This window comes from Croceimicrobium sp., assembly GCF_965228705.1.
GTDB lineage: Bacteria > Bacteroidota > Bacteroidia > Flavobacteriales > Schleiferiaceae > Croceimicrobium.
Genome location: NZ_OZ245832.1, coordinates 2,882,386 through 2,901,579, shown reverse-complemented (window position 1 = coordinate 2,901,579; position 19,194 = coordinate 2,882,386). Strand labels below are relative to the sequence as shown.

Below are 19,194 nucleotides of genomic sequence, written 5' to 3'. Positions count from 1 at the left end.
CAGAATGAAAATTATCGTTCCTATGGCCGGAAGAGGAAGCCGGCTTCGCCCCCACACCCTCACCGTTCCCAAGCCCCTGATTCCCATTGCTGGTAAACCTATCGTTCAACGATTGGTAGAAGATATTGTTAAAGTAGCCGGAGAAAAGGTAGATGAGATCGCCTTTATTATTGGCGACTTTGGTAAAGAAGTAGAAAGCAACCTAAAGTCTATCGCCGAAGGTTTAGGTGCTAAAGGCAGCATCTATTATCAAGACGAACCCTTGGGAACTGCACATGCCATTTTATGTGCCAAAGAAAGCATGCAAGGCAATTTGGTGGTGGCTTTCGCCGATACCCTTTTCCGTGCCGATTTTAGTTTGGATACTGCCAGTGATGGCGTAATCTGGACCAAAAGAGTAGAAAACCCTAAAGCCTTTGGCGTAGTAAAGAAAAATGCAGAAGGTGTAATCACCGACTTCGTAGAAAAACCTGAAACCTTTGTTTCCGACGAAGCGATTATTGGTATTTACTATTTCAAAGACGGAGAGTTCTTGCGTGATGAACTGCAATACCTCCTCGATAATGACATCCGCGACAAAGGTGAGTACCAGCTTACCAATGCCCTGGAAAACATGAAAAACAAAGGCAGTCAGTTTACCAGTGGAACGGTAAATGAGTGGATGGACTGCGGAAATAAAAATGTAACCGTTGAAACCAACGGTAAGATTTTAGGCTTTATTGATGGCGAGGAAGAACTGATTAGCCCTGAGGCCAAGCTAGAAAATTGCGAAATCATCGCTCCGGTATTTATCGGACCGGGAGCCAAAGTAAGCAATAGTACCATCGGACCTCGCGTAAGTATTGGTGCTGGAACTGTAGTAGAGAATAGCAAGCTTAGCGATGTCCTCATACAAGAAGATAGCCAGGTTTTAAATGCTAATCTGAGTAATTCGATGATCGGAAATAAAGCTAAATTCGACGGTAATTTTAGCGAAATCTCCATTGGTGACTATAGCGTATTGGAATAAATATATCGCCTCAATCTGTATCTTATTAGGCAGTCTCAGCCTTTCCGCTCAATCGAAAATTGAGGGCGAAAGGCTGCGGCTTTTTAATGAGCAATTTTTTGCAGCCGAAAATGCCAAGCTGCGGGAAGAGTATGATAAGGCCCTGGTAATCTTCGAGGCTCTTTATCAAAAAGACCCGGAGAGTGCTTTGGTATGCTATGAACTGGCCCAACTTTATGCTCGTGAAGAAGAAGAGCAAGAGGCCCTCTTTTATGCGGAAAAGGCCTGTGAGCTGGAACCGGAAAACCCCTGGTACTTTCGATTAAAATTGGCCGTATACGGACAGTTTGGAAAGTCTGATTTGCTCATTAAAAGCCTTGAAGAGGCCACTGAGAAACATCCGCAGGATGAAGATCTCCTCTTCCAAATGGCGGAGGCCTATTACCGGAATGGTGAAGCGCAAAAAGCAATTGAGAGCCTTGATAAACTGGAAACAATAAGTGGTCCTCACGAAGAAATTTCCAATCAGAAAAAGAGTATTTACCTCGAAATGGGTAATCTTGAAGGGGCCATTGCGGAATTGCAAAAGCTCATAAAAATCTACCCTAAAAACCTCGATTATCGTGGCTCCCTCGGGCAATTGTACCAAGCCAATAATCTAGATGATAAGGCCTTTAATGTTTATCAAGACATGCTGGCCATTGACTCTCTGGACCCCAGACCACACCTCGATTTAGCAAATTATTATCAGCAAAAAGGGGACTTCCATCAATCGCTATATCATCTTAAAAAGGCCATGAGCAGTAAGCAGCTGGATATGGAGCGTAAAATTGCTGTACTCCTAAGCCTTTTTGACGCCTCCCGCTCTGATAGCTTGCTCACTGCCAAAAGCTTTGAATTGCTCGATGAAATTGTAAGTCAGGAGCCCGCCGACGCCAGGATTTACGCCATGTATGGTGATTACCTGTCGCGGGAAGGGCGTGATGATGAAGCCCTCACTTACTATAAGAAAGCTCTGGAATACGGCGAAAAATTTCAGATTTGGGAACAAATCCTACTCATTGAAATCCAGAATCGAAAGTTCGATGCCTTAAAAGAAGATGCCCCCCTAGCCTTAGAGAGCTTCCCAAATCAACCCCTACCTTATTTACTGGCTGGAATTGCTTTTAAAGAGGCAAAAGAATACAGCAAGGCTCGCGACTATTTAGAGGATGGCCAGATTTACGTTTTTAATAATGCCCGCCTGCAAACCGAATTTAACCTGCATTTAGCCGAGGTAAGTCATGAACTGGGTCAGCATTTAGAAAGCGACCAATATTTTGACGCCGTACTCAGTGTAAACCCTAAGCATGCCGGGGCCTTAAATAATTATGCTTATTACCTCTCCCTCCGCAATGAACGTTTGGAAGACGCTTTGCGAATGAGTACCGAGGCTAATACCATTAGCCCTTCTAATCCCGTTTACCTGGATACCCAAGCTTGGGTTTTACATCAATTAGGTCGCGATGAAGAAGCGCGGAAAGTAATTGAAAAGGCCTTAAGTCTGCTGGCTAAACCCGAGCCCGAATTAGCTGAACACTATGGTGACATCCTCTTGGGACTCGGAGAAAAAGAACTGGCTCGCAAGCAATATGAACTGGCCAATGGTCTGCAATCCAGCCCAGCCCTGAAAGCAAAAATTAAAGCTCTACCCTAATGCGCAAATTTGGGATCATGCTATTGGGGCTACTAGTTATAGCCTCCTGTAAGCCCAAGGTGAAATTACCCGAAGGCGCTCCCGCTTATCTTAAAACCAAAGACCTAATCGAAAAGGTGAAGGCCGAAAGTCTTGTATTCGAAACCTTGGTTTTGGAAGGAAAAGGGCGCTATCAAAGTGGCAATAGCAAGCTAAGTTTTCGCTTCGAAATGCGCATCGCCAAAGACAGCCTAATCTGGGTAGACTTGGCAGATCCCTTTCTAGGTTTAAAAGTGGCTCGAGGCCTGATAAATCAAGAGGAAGTTGCTTACTATAATCGATTGGAGCGCAATTATCAAAAGGGATCCAGCTCCGAAATCGCCCAAAAAATTGGCTTTCGCTTTGACTTTCAACCTTTAATGTCGGTTTTAAGTGCCAGTTTCCTGGATTGGAACCAAAACTGGTATCAGGATTATCAGCCCGGAGTTTATCAATTGGTAAACTATCCCTTAAAGCCGGAGCAAATCCCACCTTCCCCGGAGGTTCCCCTAATGACCCAAAGTTTTTCAGCCCAGAGCTATCGTCCTTCTGCCTTCCGCTTTCAGAGACCTCAGGAAGGTCAAAATCTATTGATCCGCCTTGATGGCTATCAGAAATTTGGCGAAATCCTTTTCCCGGCTCAAATGCATTTTGAATATCTGGATAAATCTGAAATCATCATCGATTTGGAAATTACCGACCTTAAACGCAATGAGAGTTTAAGTTACCCATTCCGCATCCCTGGCAATTATGAGCAACTTTAAGTACATCGGACTCCTGCTTATCGCCCTTCTTTGGAGTCAGGGAACCATGGCACAAAGTAAAAAGCGGCAAGAATTAGAGGCGCGCAAGGTGCGCATTATGGACGAGATTGAGCTGGCTAATAGGATTCTGGCGGAAACCAAAAAGGATCGCAGCAATTCCCTCGGGACCATCGAAACCGTGCAGCAAAAAATTAAGCTGCGTGAAAAGTTGATTCGCACCCTGGATCGTGAGGTGGAGTTGATGGAAGAGGAAGAAGCCGAAATGCAACGCAATATTGATACCCTACGTGTAAGGGTCGAAAAGCAAAAGGCCCAATATGCTCACATGATTCGTCAAGCCTATAAGAGCCGTAAAAACTCCAGTCGGTTAATGTTTATCCTCTCCTCCGAGGATTTTAATCAAGCTATGCGCCGCATTGAATACTTGAAGCAATATAGTGCCTACCGACAGCAAAAGATAAAGGAAATAGAAAAGCAGGAGCAAGAGCTTGAAGAGGCCATAGAGCGCCTTCGAATTCAAAAAGTGCGTAAAAATGCCGTGCGTGGGCAATTACAGGAAGAAAACCGCAAGCTGAGCAATGAAAAGCTAAGTCAGGAAGAGGCGATAAAGACCTATGTCGCCATGGAGAAAGACCTGGAGAAAAAGCTCAAGGAAAAACTCAAAGAAGCCGCCAAAGTAGAAGCACAGATTGAAAAGATTATTGCTGAGGAAATTGCGAAGGCCCGCGCTTTGGCCGCTCGTAAGGCTCTGGAAGACCGAGCCATAGATCTGGGTTTAATACGCGGTAAAGACTTTAGCAGCAATACCAGCAATGCACGCATGGAAGAGTTGATTGATGCGGCAGTGAAAGCACGTGCAGCCGAAAATAAACCCGCCATTGCCAAACCCGAAAGCTTTGAATTAACTCCCGCCGCCCGTACTCTGGCCGCCAATTTCGAAGCCAATCAAAAACGTTTACCCTGGCCGGTAGAACGTGGTTTGGTAACCGGAAACTTCGGTCCACAGCGCCATCCGGTAGTTAAATCGGTTATTATCGACAGTAAGGGTATCGACATTACCACCGAAGGAAATACGCCTGTAAAAGCAGTATTTGGGGGTACCGTAACCCGCCGCTGGCGCTTACCCAATGGACAGTTGGCAGTAGTAATCTCGCATGGTAATTATTTTACCGTTTACCTGGGCTTCAAAGAGGCTAGTGTAGACCAGGATGATGTAGTAAAAGCAGGGCAGCAGATCGGCATTACGTATACCAATCCTATCAACTCACAAACCGTGCTGCACTTCCAGGTGTGGAAAGACAATCAAGCTGTGAATCCTCTACTTTGGCTTAGCAGCAAATAAATTGGGAATAAAGCGCCCCGTCCTTTTCTGATAAGAGGCATAATTAGGAAAATAGGCTCGGAGGTTCTTTTCCTCATAGCGACTTTTAAAGTAGAAGAAAAGGGCCAGTACACCTGCCATCAAGATTTGAAAAGGGTCTCTGAAATAGATTCCAAACCCCGCTGCAAAAAGAATAATTCCACTATATATAGGGTGACGTACCAAACCAAAAACGCCCCAGGTAATAAGCTCCGCATCGGCCTTTGGTTTGGGAAAAGGGCTTAGATATCTACCCATTTGCTTCAAGGCCCAGATCACTTCTAAGATGCCAATAATCATGGCTAATTGAGCAGGCCAAAGCATCAAGTCGGGGATTTTTACTGCTTGCAGCCAATCCACCGGAATAAAAAACAGGATAAAAAGAAGCCCTTGCAGGCTTACTAAGAAGTAGTCAAGGGCTTTTAAAGGCATTTAATCGTCTAAATCATCCGATTCAACATCATCCATGTCGGCAGCAGTCTCGCCATCGCCAACATCATCATTGTCATCATCATCGTCCTCCAAAAAGGCTTCGATCTGTTGATCCATTTGCACACTCACCTTAACCAGGTACTTTGTATCAGCCGTTTCGAAGGGTACGGCTTTCACCATTTCACCTTTGGCATTCTTAAAGCGAATAATATCGCCATCGTCATAACCATAGGGATAACGGTCTGTAAACAGATCCAAAATTTCGTTGGTTACATTCTTGTAATCTACGATTACGCGTCGCTTAGCATCGGATCCTTTAGAGACAGACATAGTATCGAATTTTAAAATTTTATTTAGTGGGTATATTCTGTTTCGTGATTACAAATATGCATTATCGAGGTTTTCAAACAAGGAAAAAATAGCCCTCTCCTCGATTTTTTTCGGCTCTTCGCTCAGCCCTTATAGCTGACTGATCATTAAGCACTTAGACAAGATATAAAAAAGCCGGGATTAATCTTGAATGGGAAAATCAATAGGTCTATCCAGCATCCAGCCCGTAATACTGCGGCGTAAAGCCTTTGCCGGACGAACTGCATGCTCTACGGTGTCGCTTCTAAACAAAGCCAATCGACCAGCCAGAGGTTCTACATCAAAATAGTGGTCCCCTTGGTAAACCCGTAGCTCACCGCCGTCGCCATCCTGCCAGCCGCTATTTAAATAGCAAGCAAAGGATAAAATACGGTGACCATTCTTTTTAAATTGATCCACATGTTTTTCATAGAAAGCACCGGGTGCATATTCGGCCAGGTGCATCTCAACATCCCTCAGACTCAGAAAAAGCAAGGGGTTTAAATCAGCCATTAGTGCCTCGATTCTTTTTTTGAAATCTGCGAGAGCATCCTTCTCAGGATTATCCGAAAGCCACATAATACGGTCCGAACGGACACTTTTATCCTGAGTATAGAGATAGGTATTTCCAATGCCAGCGGCTTTAAAGTCTTCCTCCTGGGCATGATAATCGAAGGCCCGGAGTAGAGCATCTACTTCCTGCTGACTTAAAAACTGATCCAAAATCACCAGCTCCTGCTCAGCGAGAGCATCGGCTACCTCCTCCAGGGAGGATTGCGCATAGTTCATTCAATCCCAAAAAAAGCGGGCAAATATAATTCGGTAATTTACGCCAGAAACATAGGCAATGAAAAAATAAAGGCCCGAATTCCGAACAGCAATTTACTGCAAATCAAGACCCTAAACTCATGCTGTCCTTCGAACTACTACTTTAACCAGAACAGTGACCGCCAAAAACACACCGGCAACGGTAACCATGGCTCCGGCGATACTCCCATTTAAACCTAAAGCTAGGTAATAACCGCCCGCGGATGCAGCAATTCCCAATACCACCGCCAGGATTAACATCGGTAGCAAGGATCGTGTCCACAAAAAGGCCGTTGCCGCAGGCACAACCAGCAGAGCCACAATTAAAATGGCACCTACTATCTCAAAAGCCAAAACGGTAACCAAGGAAACCATGGCCATAAAACTGAAATGCCAAAGCTGAGTACGAATCCCTAATGACTTCGCATGATCCTCATTAAAGGATAGCAGCTTAAGACCTTTAAAGGAAACGAGGATATAGATGAGGGTCAGCAAAAACAAAGCACCCGAAATCAGCAGCGGTCGAGGTCCTGTCCACAAGCCCCCAAAACTTATTTGATCCAAAGGAACGTAGGCAATTTCGCCATAAAGAACACATTCCTGATCCAGGTCAACCTGCCCGGTATAGGCGCTAATCAATAAAACTCCGATCGCAAAAAGCCAGGTAAAGCTGATCCCAATGGAAGCATCTTCTTGCAGGCGGGCTTTGCGATGGAGAAGTTCAATTAAAAAGGTGGCCACTAAACCACTAGCGGCGGCGCCAATTAATAGGCTTAAGCTTTCGCGATGACCCGAAATTAAAAAGGCAATTACAATGCCCGGCAATACCGCATGAGAGATAGCATCGCCCAACATGGCCATTCTTCGCAAGACCAAAAAGCTTCCCAATAAAGCCGAACTAGCAGCTACCAAAGCTCCGGTTAAAATGATGTAGAAGGCTTCGATACTCATGAGCGATAGGGTATTGGGCTTTGATGTGGATCCTTATCGGGATAATCCAGCTCTTCTAACAATTGCGCTTCAATCTCCGGAGAGATAATATGCTCCATGGTTTCGGCATTGGGGTGAATATGATCCGATTTTAAGCGTAGGCGTTGACTAAGGTACATCTCCCAAAGTCGGTGCAAACGCACCACTCTCCTTGCCTCATCCAAACCTGCCCTACTAAACTGAAAGGCCTCCCCCTTTCGGAGTAAATGGCCTTTATGAATAAGTCTTCTTAATACTTTCGACTGATCCTCTTCTGCAAAATCCCGCACCTCCGCTAAATCATTTAAGTGAATCCATTGGGCCAGATTAGCATGACGTTCACCATAATGGTAAAAAGCTTTGAGCAGGTTTTCATCATTAATTTTTTCTTGATGTCGGCGCTGTAAGAGCATCCTTGCCAACATTCCTTTTTTAGGCGCTAGTAAGAGCGATAAAAGCGCGATTATCGATAGGCACATTACAATCCAGGGGCCCGTAGGCATTCCCTTCGCACTAAAACTAATAGCACTGCCTAATAATGCTGAAAAGCCTGCGATTAAAGCGGCGATTATTATCATGGCTTTGAGCCGATCGGTAAAATTCCGGGCTGCAGCCGAAGGCGTAATTAATAAAGCTGCCATTAAAACTACCCCTACGGCCTGAATACCTAAGGCGATGGCCAATACCATCAGGCTGTTCATTAAAATACGCAAACCTCGCACCGGCAAACCCAGGCTTTGAGCGAAGTCTGGATTAAAGCTGAGGAGCTTAAATTCTTTAAAGAAGACCAGGGTACAAACAATCAGTACTACCGCCAGTCCACCATAAATCCAGAGTTCTCGGCTCTTCATGGCTGCCGCCTGTCCAAAGAGAAACTGATCCAAGCCACTTTGATTCCCACTCTCTAAATGTTGAATATAAGTGAGGAGTAAAATGCCTACTCCGAAAAAGACACTGAGCACGGTGGCAATGGCTGTATCCTGACTCAATTTGGTTTTTCGACTTAGAAAATCCATCAGGCTCAGCGACAACCAGCCACTAAGCAAAGCACCCAGCATTAACCACCAGGGATCTTTATTGCCAGAAAACAAAAAGGCCGCTGCTACTCCGGGTAAGATGGAGTGAGCAACCGCATCACCCACCAGGGAACGTTTTTGCAAAAAGGTAAAAGACCCCACAACGGCGGCAGACACCGCCAAAAGAAAAGTTCCCGCAGCCACCAGAATTAAACTACTATCAACTATCCAGCTACTTGCTTGCTGCATCTCCTTCGCCACTTTTTTCTTTGAAACCTTTCTCACGAACCGGAAACTCTGAACGGGCAATCAGATCCGATAATTTGGAAAGCACCGTTAACCGACCTCCATAAGCTTCCTGAAGATTCTCGCGGGTAAACACATCATCCTTAGCGCCATAGGCTACCAAACGGGTATTAAGCAAAACCATAGCATCAAAATATTGATACGCGGTTTGCAGATCATGATGCACGATAACCACCGTTTTACCAGCATCACGTAGATCGGAAAGCACTTTTAATATAGCGTCCTCGGTAGCGGCATCCACTCCTACGAAAGGTTCATCCATTAGGTAGAGATCCGCATTCTGAGCCAAAGAGCGCGCTAAGAATACTCTTTGCTGCTGACCGCCGGAAAGCTGACTAATTTGTCGTCCGGCATATTCCAGCATTCCCACCTTTTCCAAAGCCAAGTCCACTAAATCCTGATCCGTTCTTTGCAAGCGTCGCATCAAATTAGAAGGTCGATACCTTCCCATTTCCACCACTTCTCGCACCGATACGGGGAAATTCCAATCTACGGATTCACGCTGCGGAACGTAGCTCACCCGCTGGCGCACCTTATTAAGTTCCTGTCCAAATAAGCGCACATAACCGCTATCGGCCTCCATTAAGCCCATGATATTTCGCAATAGAGTGGTTTTCCCACTACCATTGGGGCCTACAATTCCAATCAATTGACCTCCTTTTAATCGGAAATCAATATCCCATAAAACCGGTTTGCGATTGTAACTGGCACTTAGATTGTGCACCTCTAATACCGTGTCTTTACTCAATTGATTATCAGCACTCATTTCAATGCACTAAGAATGGTTTCTACATTAGACCGGAACATGCCAAAGAAATGATCAGCTCCACTTTGGGGAGGTCCCATGGCATCGGAATACAATTCACCTCCCATTTCCAAATCCCAGCCCTTTCTTTTCACCGCTTCGCGAACTGCCTCAATGGCACGGGGCGATACAGAGCTTTCCACAAATACCGCTTTGATCTCCCTGCTACTGATAAACTCCGCCAAATCACTGATGTCTCGCAGGCCAAATTCTGCTGTGGTTGAAATCCCTTGCAAGCCTTTCACCTCTACCTGATAGGCTCTACCGAAATACTTAAAAGCATCATGGGCAGTTACCAAAACCCTTTGTTCTTTAGGTATTTGCGACAATTCTTTAAGAGCCCAATTGTGAAGATTCGCGAGTCCCGCTCGGTACTTTTCGGCATTAATTGCGATTAATTCTTTGTGCTGCGGTAGCTTCTCCTGCAATTTATCCTCCAAGCCACTACAGATTTTTGACCATAAACTCAAGTCGAACCACACATGCGGATCATAGGCTTGCTGATAGGTACTGGCATTTATTAAATCATTTCCCGAAAGCACTTCGGCCGCAGGATAAACACGACCTTCCGGGAGCTTGTGAAAGAGTTTGGCCATTTTCCCTTCGAGGTGTAAACCATTAAAAACAATAAGGTTCGCTCGACTTAAGGCAAACACATCGGCCTGACTGGCCTTATATAAATGAGGATCCGTTCCGGGTCCCATTAATGCCTGAATATCCAGAGAATCTATACCCTGGCAAAGGGCCGTAGTCATATCGGCCAGCATTCCTGTTGTACAGACAATCTGATATTTATTACTATTAGGTGCCTCCTCACACGAGATGAGAAAAGCTACAAAGAGCAAAGGCCACCAAACTTTCATATCCTCGAAATATAAATATTGGAACAGGCCATGGCCGAAAGTCGAAACTCCAGCCCCTGGTGACTTACTAAAACACTGGAATCAAAAGGCTCAATCTGAATTACTTGCATTTCATCACCCAAGCGAATACCCAGTTTTGCCACATAGCTTAAGAAATCCGGTGAGCTGTCTTTTACTCCCTTTACTAAAACCTGTTCACCAGCACTGGCTTTATCCAGAGTAAGGTTTTCGCGCATGGGAAAAACCCCTCTCTCATCCGGAATAGGATCGCCATGGGGATCGAACTGGGGATTCCCCAAATACTGAGATAATCGCTCTGTGAGTTTTTGGGAACGAACATGTTCTAATTGTTCCGCAATTTCATGCACCTCTTCCCAGCCAAAACCTAGCTTTTCAACCAGGAAAGTTTCCCATAGTCGATGTTTTCGCAAAATTCGGATAGCCAGAACCTGCCCTTCTTCACTGAGCCGACTGCCCTTATAGGGTTGGTAATGTATCAGTTCCTTCTGCTTGAGCTTACGCAACATATCGGTCACAGTTGCAGCCTTTGTATCGAGACGCTCTGCAATGGCATTGGTATTTACCAGATTACCTTCCATGCCACTGATAAAAAAGATGGCTTTGAGATAATTCTCTTCGGTTAAGCTTATTTCCAATTTTAAAGGGAATCTAAAATTTTTTCAAAAGTATAAAAAATCATTTTTAGATTTGCCTAAAATTTTTCTTTTGCGAACAGCAATTCTCTCATTCCTACTTTTTTGCAGCGTCCAAGTCTCTGCCCAATTTATTAGTGGTCATATCCACAACAAATCTGGCGAAGCCTTAGAAAAGGTCAATGTTCAGATAAAGTCTTTAGGCATTGGCACCAGTTCAGATGCAGATGGCCATTATCAATTGGAACTCAAAATTCCTGCAGAAGGCCTAATCATAGAATTCAGCCATGTCGGCTATCTTAGTCAAGTTCATAAGCTTAAAGCCGGAACCCGGCATTTCGACATCCAACTGCAAGAAGACCACTTAGGTTTGGAAGAAGTTGTAGTGAGTGGCAGCCGTCAAGCTATTAAGCGACATCAGTCGCCCGTAATCGTTGAAACGATAAATAGCAAGCTCTTCGATCGCGTAGCCGCACTGAGCCTGGCCGAAGGCCTGTCGTTCAGCCCGGGCTTAAGGGTGGAGAACAATTGTCAGAACTGCGGTTTTACCCAACTAAGAATCAATGGCCTGGATGGGGCTTACTCCCAGGTTCTTCTAAATTCACGCCCAATTTTCTCCAGCCTGATGGCCGTATATGGCCTGGAAATGATTCCTGCTTCCATGATTGAAAAAGTAGAAGTGGTAAGAGGGGGCGGATCTGCTCTTTATGGCGGAAATGCTATTGGAGGCACCGTGAATATTATTACCAAAGAAGCTGTGGAAAATGGATTCCACCTTCAAAGTCAGGTTCAAGCTTTAAATGGTGAAGCTTGGGAACAAAGCCATAGTATTGGCAGCAGCTACTCCGCAGAAGACCTCAGCTTTGGCTTCAATATTTTTGCCTTTAATCGCAAGCGTCAGGATTGGGATGCCAACCAAGACGGCTTTTCTGAAATAACCCGTCTTCGTAATCAGACCTTAGGCCTTAACTCCTATTGGAAGCCCAATATGCGCAGTAAGTGGTCCCTGGACCTCTTCCATATTACTGAGTTCCGCCGTGGAGGCAGCGATTTCGATCTGGAACCGCATCAAAGCCAAATAGCCGAACAATTGGAACATCAAATCATGGGCGGAGGATTAGCTTATGAGCAGCTTTCCGCTGATGGCAAGCGACAACTCTCCATTTACACTTCCGCTCAGAACACGGAAAGAGCCAGCTATTATGGAGCCGGTGGACGTATTATTCCGCCTGGAGACAGTATTTCCGAGAATGACCTCCTGGCCCTAAATGCCTATGGCAATGCCTTGGATTATACCTTAATTGGAGGCTTTTTGATTAATCAAAATTTCAATGACAAATGGCAATTAAGCCTTGGTAGCGAATACCAATACAATTTGGTAGATGAAGAAATGCCTGGCTATGAGCGCCATATTAAACAAGCACTAAATACCTGGGGGACCTATCTGCAAAGTCAATATGACCTAAATGAACACTGGAAACTGCAAGCCGGTATTCGTTTGGATATCAGTAATCTTAACGGAAACTACCTATTAGCTTCCTCCCAAATTCAGCAAAATTCCAATTTCCTTAATTGGTCACCACGCTTAAACCTGCAGTACATCTTAAATGAATCCTGGCAATTTCGCACTTCCTACGCCCGTGGTTATCGCATTCCACAGGCTTTTAATGAAGACTTGCATATTGAAACCGTAGGTGGTGCAGCCCTTTTTATTCAGTTGGATGAAAACCTAAAATCAGAAGAGAGCCACAGCTTTAATACCTCTGCTGAGTATTTGATTATCAGCAAAAATGCAGAACATAAGTTTCTTCTTTCCGGATTCTACACCCTTTTAGCAAGACCCTTTGTATTAGTCGATCGACAAGCCCTTCCCAATGGCACTGCCGTTCAGACGAAAAGCAATGGAGAAGGAGCAACTGTTCGTGGTCTGAACCTGGAGTATCAAGCAGCCTTGCACAGCGGTTGGCAATGGCAAGCATCCTTTACCGCGCAGCAATCCTTGTATTCGCAAGCACAAACCTTATGGCAGGACAATGCCAGTGACACCAAGTCCCTAAGTACAAATGTGTTTTTACGTAGTCCCAACCTTTACGGATATCTAAGTCTTGCCTATAAGCACAATACGAGTTGGACCTACAGCACCGCCTTAAACTTTACCGGCCCTATGTACTTAGCCCGACTTATAAATCCAATCAGCGAAGAATTGCAACTCACCAAAAGCCCCTCCTTTCTGGATTGGCAAATTGCCGCGGAATACAAATTGGTGAAAACAAAAAAATGGGAAAGCGCTCTTAAATTAGGGGTGAAAAACCTCACAAATGCCTTTCAAAGTGATCTCCCTCAAGGCCCGGAGCGCGATGCGACTTATATATATGGCCCTATTTTACCGCGGACTTATTATCTGTCCATAAGCCTGGACTTTCTGCCTTAAGCGGATATTCCATGAGACGCATTTGCTCCCCATCGAACACAGCGTAGGTAAAATATTGAATCCAATCTCCGAGATTAATGTAGCGACTCCCCGCTTCATTTAACTGGATATCCAAGGGCAGGTGACGGTGACCAAAAACAAAATAATCACGAAACGCTTCTTCCAGCATCTCTTTAGAATAGATCACCAACCATTCTTCTTCCTCACCCAGGAAGACGGCATCTTTAGGACCGCTTTTAGCTCTGGAGCTGCGTGAAAAGTAATCAGCCAAACCAATCCCAAGATTTGGGTGCAATCGAGCGAAACACCATTGCAAAAAAGGGTTTTTAAAAACCTTCTTTATAAACTTATAGCCATGGTCTCCGGGTCCTAAGCCATCACCATGACCAATAAAAAAGCGCTTCTGATTCCATTCCCTTTCAAGGGGTTCGCGATAGAGCTTTAAGCCAATTTCCTGTGGCAGATAATCGAAAATCCACATATCATGGTTTCCGGTAAAAAGGTGAATGGGAATTCCAGCATCACTGATTTCTGCCAATTTACCCAAGAGACGAACAAAACCCCGTGGAACTGCCTTGCGGTATTCGAACCAAAAATCGAAAACATCGCCTACCAGAAAAAGCTCGGCCGCATCTGACTTTATCAGATCCAACCAGTTCACAAAGTGCTTTTCACGTTCTAAGCTCGAAGCATAGTCGGGCACACCCAGATGCAAATCACTGGCGAAGTATATCTTTTTACCGGGCTCTAATTGCATGGCAGCGAAGATAGGCAATGCCCGCAATCCTTAGCCTTTGAATTTAAAAAGGAAAAACAGAGTAGGCATTTGAAAATCAAGGCATAAAAAAAGGCGTCTATTTCTAGACGCCTTCGCTGTTTTTTGCGCTCCCTCTTGGGCTCGAACCAAGGACCCTCTGATTAACAGTCAGATGCTCTAACCAACTGAGCTAAGGAAGCATTGTTGTGAATCCCTCATAAAAGGGCTGCAATATTAGCACCTTCCGATAAATTACACAATATTTGCGGCAAAATTTTTAAGCCTTCTTTTATGAGTCTTTTAATCGTAGGCACAGTTGCCTTTGACGAATTAATCACTCCCTTCGGAGAGTCCGGTAGAATCATCGGAGGATCAGCGACTTACGCTTCCTTATCTGCCTCTAATCTTTGTAAAGATATTTCCATCGTTTCTATCATCGGAGAGGATTTTCCGGAAGAAAAATTAGCCTTAATGCGTTCCAAAGGCATCGATACCGATGGAATAAAACGTGTAAAAGGAGGCAAAACCTTTTTCTGGAAGGGTCAATATCATAATGATATGAACTCTCGCGACTCTTTAGCGACCGAGTTAAATGTTCTGGAAGATTTCGACCCCATTTTACCTGAAAAAGCGCGCGAAGCCGAATACCTTATGCTGGGAAATTTAACCCCGGCCATTCAGATGAAGGTCTTAAAACAAATGAAGCAACGCCCAAAGTTAGTAGTAATGGATACTATGAACTTTTGGATGGATGTGGCGATGCCCGAGTTAAAAGAGGTATTAAAGGAAGTAGATCTCCTTACCATTAATGATGAAGAAGCCCGTCAATTAAGTGGCGAATATTCTTTGGTGAAAGCCGCGGCCAAGATTTTTGAAATGGGCCCTAAATACCTGATCATTAAGAAAGGGGAACATGGCGCCCTGCTGTTCCATGGCAAAGAATTATTCTATGCACCAGCTCTACCTCTTGAAGAAGTATATGATCCAACCGGTGCGGGCGACACTTTTGCCGGTGGTTTTATTGGCCATGTTTGCGATTCGGATGAAGTAAGTTTTGATAGCATGAAACGCGGAATTATTTACGGATCCGCCTTGGCTTCTTTCTGCGTGGAAGAGTTCGGTACCCATAAATTGCGCGATTTGGACCGTGGAGATCTTCACGATCGAGTGATGCGATTCATCAGATTAACAGATTTCGACATGAAAATGTCTTAATTCTTAGAATCTTACCCAACTTATCAACAAGATTAAACGTCATTCTTTTCCCGGGGAATGGCGTTTTTTATTGAACCGAGGGCAAAACCCTTTAAATTCAATAAATTAGCCGGAAGAATTGGGATCCATGAACATCGAAAAGCATTTGCTGGAAGGTTGCATCCGCGGTGAGCGGAAAGCCCAGTATGAGCTCTACAAGCTCTGCTACGGGATACTTATGGCTGTGTGCTTTCGATATGAAAGGAATAAGGAAGATGCTGAATTTCTGTTGAATAAGGCCTTCCTTAAAATTTTAAATAATCTGGAGTCCTACTCCAGCTCAGTGCCATTCGAAGCCTGGATTCGGAGGATTACCATCAATACGGCGATTGATGAGTACCGAAAAAATCAGCGCTCGAAAGTGGATTATGTGGAAGAGCCCATGCAACTGGCTTCACTCAGTGAAATGGACTACAATGAAGCCGAAAAGCGCTTTGATGCCGAGGAATTATTAGCCTTGGTACAAAAGCTTCCGCCGGTGAGTCAGAAGGTTTTTAACCTCTACATCATCGATGGATACAACCATAAAGAAATTGCTGAAAAGCTGGGGATGAGTGAAGGAACCAGCAAATGGCATCTCAGCAGTGCCCGCAAGAAATTGCAAGAGATGATGCGTAACTTAATAGACAACGTAGCCTAAGAGCAGTAATGACCGAAAAGGATCTAAAAAAGCTGTTTGAAGAAAAGCTGGAAGGCCAGAACTTTGAGTTCAATGAGGCCAATTGGGAAGCATTTGAGCAAATGTCGAATCCCGGTGAACCTATGTCAGAGCAAGAATTTAAAAAACTCTTCCGCGACAAATTGGCTCAAGCCTCCTTCCCCTTTAATCCTGCCAACTGGGAAGCCCTCGAAGAAGAAATGGGGCCAGAGCATGGCATGTCTGATTCTGAGTTACAAGAACTCTTCGATAAAAAAATTAGTCAATCTCAGTTTGCCTATAATCCTGATAACTGGGCGCGAATGGAAGCCATTCTCGACCAAAGAGGACGCAAACCCCTGGCCTTTTACTGGCGCAGTGCCGCAGCAATTTTAGCCGCTGCCGGAATTAGTAGCCTATTGCTTTTCCAAAACCAGGCGAATCAATTTGAACCAGAAGCGGTATTACCTCAACAAAGTATTGTTGAAACTAGCCCTGAAGGGAAAAGCCCTGTGGCCGCCGAAACTTTGGAAATGCCTATCAGCGAAGGTGCGGAGACCCTTGAAAACAATGCCCCGGCCTTAAGCAACAACAGTGCCTCAACTACCGGAAATACAATTGAAAGCCAGGATTTGGCTTATGTTCAAGATGATCGCGCAGTACTAATGGGTGCTACTCCGGTAGAAGCCAGTCCAGCAGTTCAAGCTTTAACCCTTGAGCCTAATCCCAATTTACAGGCAAGCGACTTACATCCAATGAATGTAAACCTGGATGCTGATTTAGCCCCTCGTCATTTTGTAATGCAGGATCTTCCATCGGCAGAGCCAGTAATCGAACCTTATATTCCTCAAGCCTACTCTAAAATTTACGCTAGCGGAGGCCCCGTAATTAGCCAGGCCTTAAATGGTAAAATGGGTAGTCCCGGCTTTAGCGCTGGTTTGGAATACGAATACGGCTGGAACAAAATTTCCTCCATCCGCACTGGAATTATCTATACTCAGAGTGGTGATATTGGTTTAGAGACCATGCACGATAGCACCTTCTTTGGCCTGGGACGCACCGAGGTACAAACACAACGCCATTATAAGAGCTTGCAAAGTATCCGCATTCCGGTTTCCTATCAGTATAAACTGAACTCACAACACAGCTTTGGCCTAGGCCTTAATACGGATGTTCTCCTTTCGGTGCGAATGGATGAAACCAAAACCACTACCGTATTTAAGCAAGATCCAAAAGTTGAGCATAAAGAATACAATCAATCTATGAACAGCTTTGCTCCGGTGAACTTCTCAGCCAGCCTGAGCTACGAATTTCAATACTCCGATCGCTTGAGCTTTGCTTTAAGCTATGCTCTGCCGCTCAACGACATTACCCAAGACCAAGCTCAAAATTTTGCCGCTGACCACCGTCCCGGTCAGGCCAACCTCCAACTACGATACCTCTTATTTAAGAACTAATGAAAAAGGTATTCGGATTACTCGGGATTACGGCACTTCTTTTAACCAGCTGTAAGGATGACGATGGCATGGGTCAGACCAGTTTTAGTGAAAGTCCACGCTTTTACATCAATGCTACCCTCGATGGTTTACCTCTAAACTTAAAAGCCGGTGAGAACTCCTATCAGATGTATACCAGCTACGAGGTAGAAGATTCCGTTTTACTGATGAAGGGCCTTCTAGCGGCAGACACGCCTCAATTAAAAAGAGCTTTGCAAATCATTATTCGAGGTTCAGAAATCATTGCAAATACCAGTTCTCCGGATCCAGGTTCTGCCCTTCAACAAGGACCATTACCTTATTGCGACCCCAGTGGAAGTACTGTGCAGCCTGGTATTTACGATTACTTCTTCGCGGCAGATACCGTGAACGGACATATCCCCTTAATGTGGAAAACTCCGAACAGCAGTTATTATGGCGATAGCTGCAGTGTACTTGGTATTAGTAAAGAAAGCCACAATAACTTTAGCGTAGAAATGCAAAGCCAGGGTCCCTTGTCTTGCACTCCCTCGGTTAAGCATACCATCTATACCGGACAAAGCGAAAAGGCGCAGCTCTATATTTTGAAAAGCACCAACTCTGAATTACAGGCCGAGGTTCAAAGCCGCATTGGCAATGTGAAGAAGGTAAACTGGCAAATCGCCGGTCAAAATGCCGGAAGTGGCTATAGCCTTACTCATTCAGTGATAGGCTTTCAGCCCGGATACCGTGTGAAAGCAGAGATCGAATTTGAATCTGGTGGTATAGAGGTAATCGAAAAAGTAGTGCTCCCAGGCAGTCCCACTTGCGATATCAATATCGACTACCGCAAACAAGGTCACCGGGTTCCCAATGCTCACAATTTAGCCACGGTAGAATTGCAATACTTCGACCAGAATGGTAAGATGTACAGCAGCTCTTACCCCAATGCTCAGGGTTATTTTGAAATTGAATCCCTTGGTGAATATTTAGATGCCGCCGCATCCAGCCACAAGCATAAACGCTTTAGCTTCTTGGGTGATGCCATCCTTAAAAGCGCAGATGGATCTACCCTTCAGGTTAATAACATCTTCGGAAGTTTTGCAGTAGCCTATCCCTAGGCTTCGAACTCAATTAAAATCTGGTTCTTTTCTACGGCTTGCCCGGTTTCGCAACGCACTTCTTTTACCACGGCATCACTTTCCGCTTTCAGGACATTCTCCATTTTCATGGCTTCCAGCACTAATAAAGCTTGCCCTTTCTTAATCGTATCGCCTGGCTGAACTTTTATATCCAATACCAAGCCTGGCATTGGGGCTTTGAGGTCATTAACCGCCGCATTGGCCAAATGCTCCATGCCTAAATCCTTAAGTAAGAGATCAAAACGATCTGCTCCTTTTACGGGATAAGCTTCACCATTCACCTCAATTAAGAATTCTTTGCTGTCATAGTCCGCTTCCAAAATTTGAATTTGATAGCTCTTTTGATCTTTTAAAAGGTGGAAACCTTTGCGGGCATCACCCTTAAGGTCTAATTCCAAAGGCATACCGTTCATGCGGATTTCACCACTGTTCGGAACTACCTCAACCTTATAATCCTGGTCATTGACTTTTACTTGATACTTTTCACTAGCCAT

19 protein-coding genes and 1 tRNA gene are annotated in these 19,194 nt (G+C 44.8%); 9 read left to right on the top strand and 11 right to left on the bottom strand.

The window, feature by feature from the left end; genetic code table 11:
- Nucleotides 1–4: 4 nt before the first annotated feature.
- Genes ACO05P_RS13050 through ACO05P_RS13035 form a run of 4 tightly spaced genes read left to right on the top strand, consistent with a single transcriptional unit; the run spans nucleotide 5 to nucleotide 4,808 of the window.
- Nucleotides 5–1,009, top strand: a complete 1,005-nt coding sequence (locus tag ACO05P_RS13050) for a sugar phosphate nucleotidyltransferase (RefSeq protein WP_421751465.1) — start codon at nucleotides 5–7, stop codon at nucleotides 1,007–1,009.
- Nucleotides 987–2,684 carry a tetratricopeptide repeat protein gene (locus tag ACO05P_RS13045; protein WP_421751464.1) on the top strand — a complete coding sequence of 566 codons (1,698 nt, stop codon included), beginning with the start codon at nucleotides 987–989 and terminating at the stop codon, nucleotides 2,682–2,684. The genes ACO05P_RS13050 and ACO05P_RS13045 overlap by 23 nt, the downstream gene beginning before the upstream one ends.
- A complete protein-coding gene (locus ACO05P_RS13040) occupies nucleotides 2,684–3,466 on the top strand; it encodes a DUF4292 domain-containing protein (protein WP_421751462.1) in 783 nt (260 codons plus the stop codon). Before ACO05P_RS13045 ends, ACO05P_RS13040 begins: the two co-directional genes overlap by 1 nt.
- Complete coding sequence (locus tag ACO05P_RS13035) at nucleotides 3,453–4,808, top strand: murein hydrolase activator EnvC family protein (RefSeq protein WP_421751460.1); 1,356 nt, start codon at nucleotides 3,453–3,455, stop codon at nucleotides 4,806–4,808. The genes ACO05P_RS13040 and ACO05P_RS13035 overlap by 14 nt, the downstream gene beginning before the upstream one ends.
- Here ACO05P_RS13035 and ACO05P_RS13030 read toward each other — a convergent pair.
- The 8 genes from ACO05P_RS13030 to ACO05P_RS12995 form a co-directional block, all read right to left on the bottom strand.
- Complete coding sequence (locus tag ACO05P_RS13030) at nucleotides 4,785–5,258, bottom strand: methyltransferase family protein (protein WP_421751458.1); 474 nt, start codon at nucleotides 5,256–5,258, stop codon at nucleotides 4,785–4,787. The genes ACO05P_RS13035 and ACO05P_RS13030 overlap by 24 nt on opposite strands.
- Nucleotides 5,259–5,588: a hypothetical protein gene (locus ACO05P_RS13025; RefSeq protein ID WP_421751457.1), complete on the bottom strand. Its 330-nt coding sequence runs from the start codon at nucleotides 5,586–5,588 to the stop codon at nucleotides 5,259–5,261. It abuts the gene before it with no gap.
- Nucleotides 5,589–5,768: 180 nt separating this feature from the next.
- The gene (locus tag ACO05P_RS13020) at nucleotides 5,769–6,395 is read right to left on the bottom strand and encodes a 2OG-Fe(II) oxygenase (protein WP_421751455.1); all 627 of its coding nucleotides are present in this window, start codon (nucleotides 6,393–6,395) and stop codon (nucleotides 5,769–5,771) included.
- 117 nt (nucleotides 6,396–6,512) lie between these two features.
- Nucleotides 6,513–7,364 carry a metal ABC transporter permease gene (locus tag ACO05P_RS13015; RefSeq protein ID WP_421751453.1) on the bottom strand — a complete coding sequence of 284 codons (852 nt, stop codon included), beginning with the start codon at nucleotides 7,362–7,364 and terminating at the stop codon, nucleotides 6,513–6,515.
- Nucleotides 7,361–8,647 carry an iron chelate uptake ABC transporter family permease subunit gene (locus tag ACO05P_RS13010; RefSeq protein WP_421751451.1) on the bottom strand — a complete coding sequence of 429 codons (1,287 nt, stop codon included), beginning with the start codon at nucleotides 8,645–8,647 and terminating at the stop codon, nucleotides 7,361–7,363. The genes ACO05P_RS13015 and ACO05P_RS13010 overlap by 4 nt, the downstream gene beginning before the upstream one ends.
- Nucleotides 8,631–9,470: a metal ABC transporter ATP-binding protein gene (locus tag ACO05P_RS13005; RefSeq protein WP_421751450.1), complete on the bottom strand. Its 840-nt coding sequence runs from the start codon at nucleotides 9,468–9,470 to the stop codon at nucleotides 8,631–8,633. Before ACO05P_RS13005 ends, ACO05P_RS13010 begins: the two co-directional genes overlap by 17 nt.
- The gene (locus ACO05P_RS13000; RefSeq protein ID WP_421751448.1) at nucleotides 9,467–10,372 is read right to left on the bottom strand and encodes a metal ABC transporter solute-binding protein, Zn/Mn family; all 906 of its coding nucleotides are present in this window, start codon (nucleotides 10,370–10,372) and stop codon (nucleotides 9,467–9,469) included. Before ACO05P_RS13000 ends, ACO05P_RS13005 begins: the two co-directional genes overlap by 4 nt.
- The gene (locus ACO05P_RS12995) at nucleotides 10,369–11,028 is read right to left on the bottom strand and encodes a metal-dependent transcriptional regulator (protein WP_421751447.1); all 660 of its coding nucleotides are present in this window, start codon (nucleotides 11,026–11,028) and stop codon (nucleotides 10,369–10,371) included. The genes ACO05P_RS13000 and ACO05P_RS12995 overlap by 4 nt, the downstream gene beginning before the upstream one ends.
- 70 nt (nucleotides 11,029–11,098) lie before the next feature.
- On the opposite strand from ACO05P_RS12995, the gene ACO05P_RS12990 reads away from it, so the two are divergent.
- On the top strand, nucleotides 11,099–13,456 hold the full coding sequence (locus tag ACO05P_RS12990; RefSeq protein ID WP_421751446.1) for a TonB-dependent receptor: 2,358 nt from the start codon (nucleotides 11,099–11,101) through the stop codon (nucleotides 13,454–13,456).
- On the opposite strand, the gene ACO05P_RS12985 is transcribed toward ACO05P_RS12990, so the two are convergent.
- Together ACO05P_RS12985 and ACO05P_RS12980 are read right to left on the bottom strand one after the other, a co-directional pair.
- On the bottom strand, nucleotides 13,404–14,213 hold the full coding sequence (locus ACO05P_RS12985; RefSeq protein WP_421754907.1) for a UDP-2,3-diacylglucosamine diphosphatase: 810 nt from the start codon (nucleotides 14,211–14,213) through the stop codon (nucleotides 13,404–13,406). The two genes, ACO05P_RS12990 and ACO05P_RS12985, sit on opposite strands and share 53 nt — an antisense overlap.
- A 126-nt stretch (nucleotides 14,214–14,339) precedes the next feature.
- Nucleotides 14,340–14,413, bottom strand: a tRNA-Asn gene (locus tag ACO05P_RS12980).
- A gap of 91 nt (nucleotides 14,414–14,504) precedes the next feature.
- On the opposite strand from ACO05P_RS12980, the gene ACO05P_RS12975 reads away from it, so the two are divergent.
- The 4 genes from ACO05P_RS12975 (at nucleotide 14,505) to ACO05P_RS12960 (ending at nucleotide 18,679) form a co-directional block, all read left to right on the top strand.
- A complete protein-coding gene (locus tag ACO05P_RS12975; protein WP_421751444.1) occupies nucleotides 14,505–15,428 on the top strand; it encodes a PfkB family carbohydrate kinase in 924 nt (307 codons plus the stop codon).
- A gap of 127 nt (nucleotides 15,429–15,555) precedes the next feature.
- Nucleotides 15,556–16,107, top strand: coding sequence for an RNA polymerase sigma factor (locus ACO05P_RS12970; RefSeq protein WP_421751443.1), 552 nt, complete (start codon nucleotides 15,556–15,558; stop codon nucleotides 16,105–16,107).
- Nucleotides 16,108–16,115: 8 nt separating this feature from the next.
- A complete protein-coding gene (locus ACO05P_RS12965; protein WP_421751442.1) occupies nucleotides 16,116–17,561 on the top strand; it encodes an outer membrane beta-barrel protein in 1,446 nt (481 codons plus the stop codon).
- Nucleotides 17,561–18,679: a hypothetical protein gene (locus tag ACO05P_RS12960; protein ID WP_421751441.1), complete on the top strand. Its 1,119-nt coding sequence runs from the start codon at nucleotides 17,561–17,563 to the stop codon at nucleotides 18,677–18,679. The genes ACO05P_RS12965 and ACO05P_RS12960 overlap by 1 nt, the downstream gene beginning before the upstream one ends.
- On the opposite strand, the gene ACO05P_RS12955 is transcribed toward ACO05P_RS12960, so the two are convergent.
- Complete coding sequence (locus ACO05P_RS12955) at nucleotides 18,676–19,194, bottom strand: acetyl-CoA carboxylase biotin carboxyl carrier protein subunit (RefSeq protein WP_421751439.1); 519 nt, start codon at nucleotides 19,192–19,194, stop codon at nucleotides 18,676–18,678. The genes ACO05P_RS12960 and ACO05P_RS12955 overlap by 4 nt on opposite strands.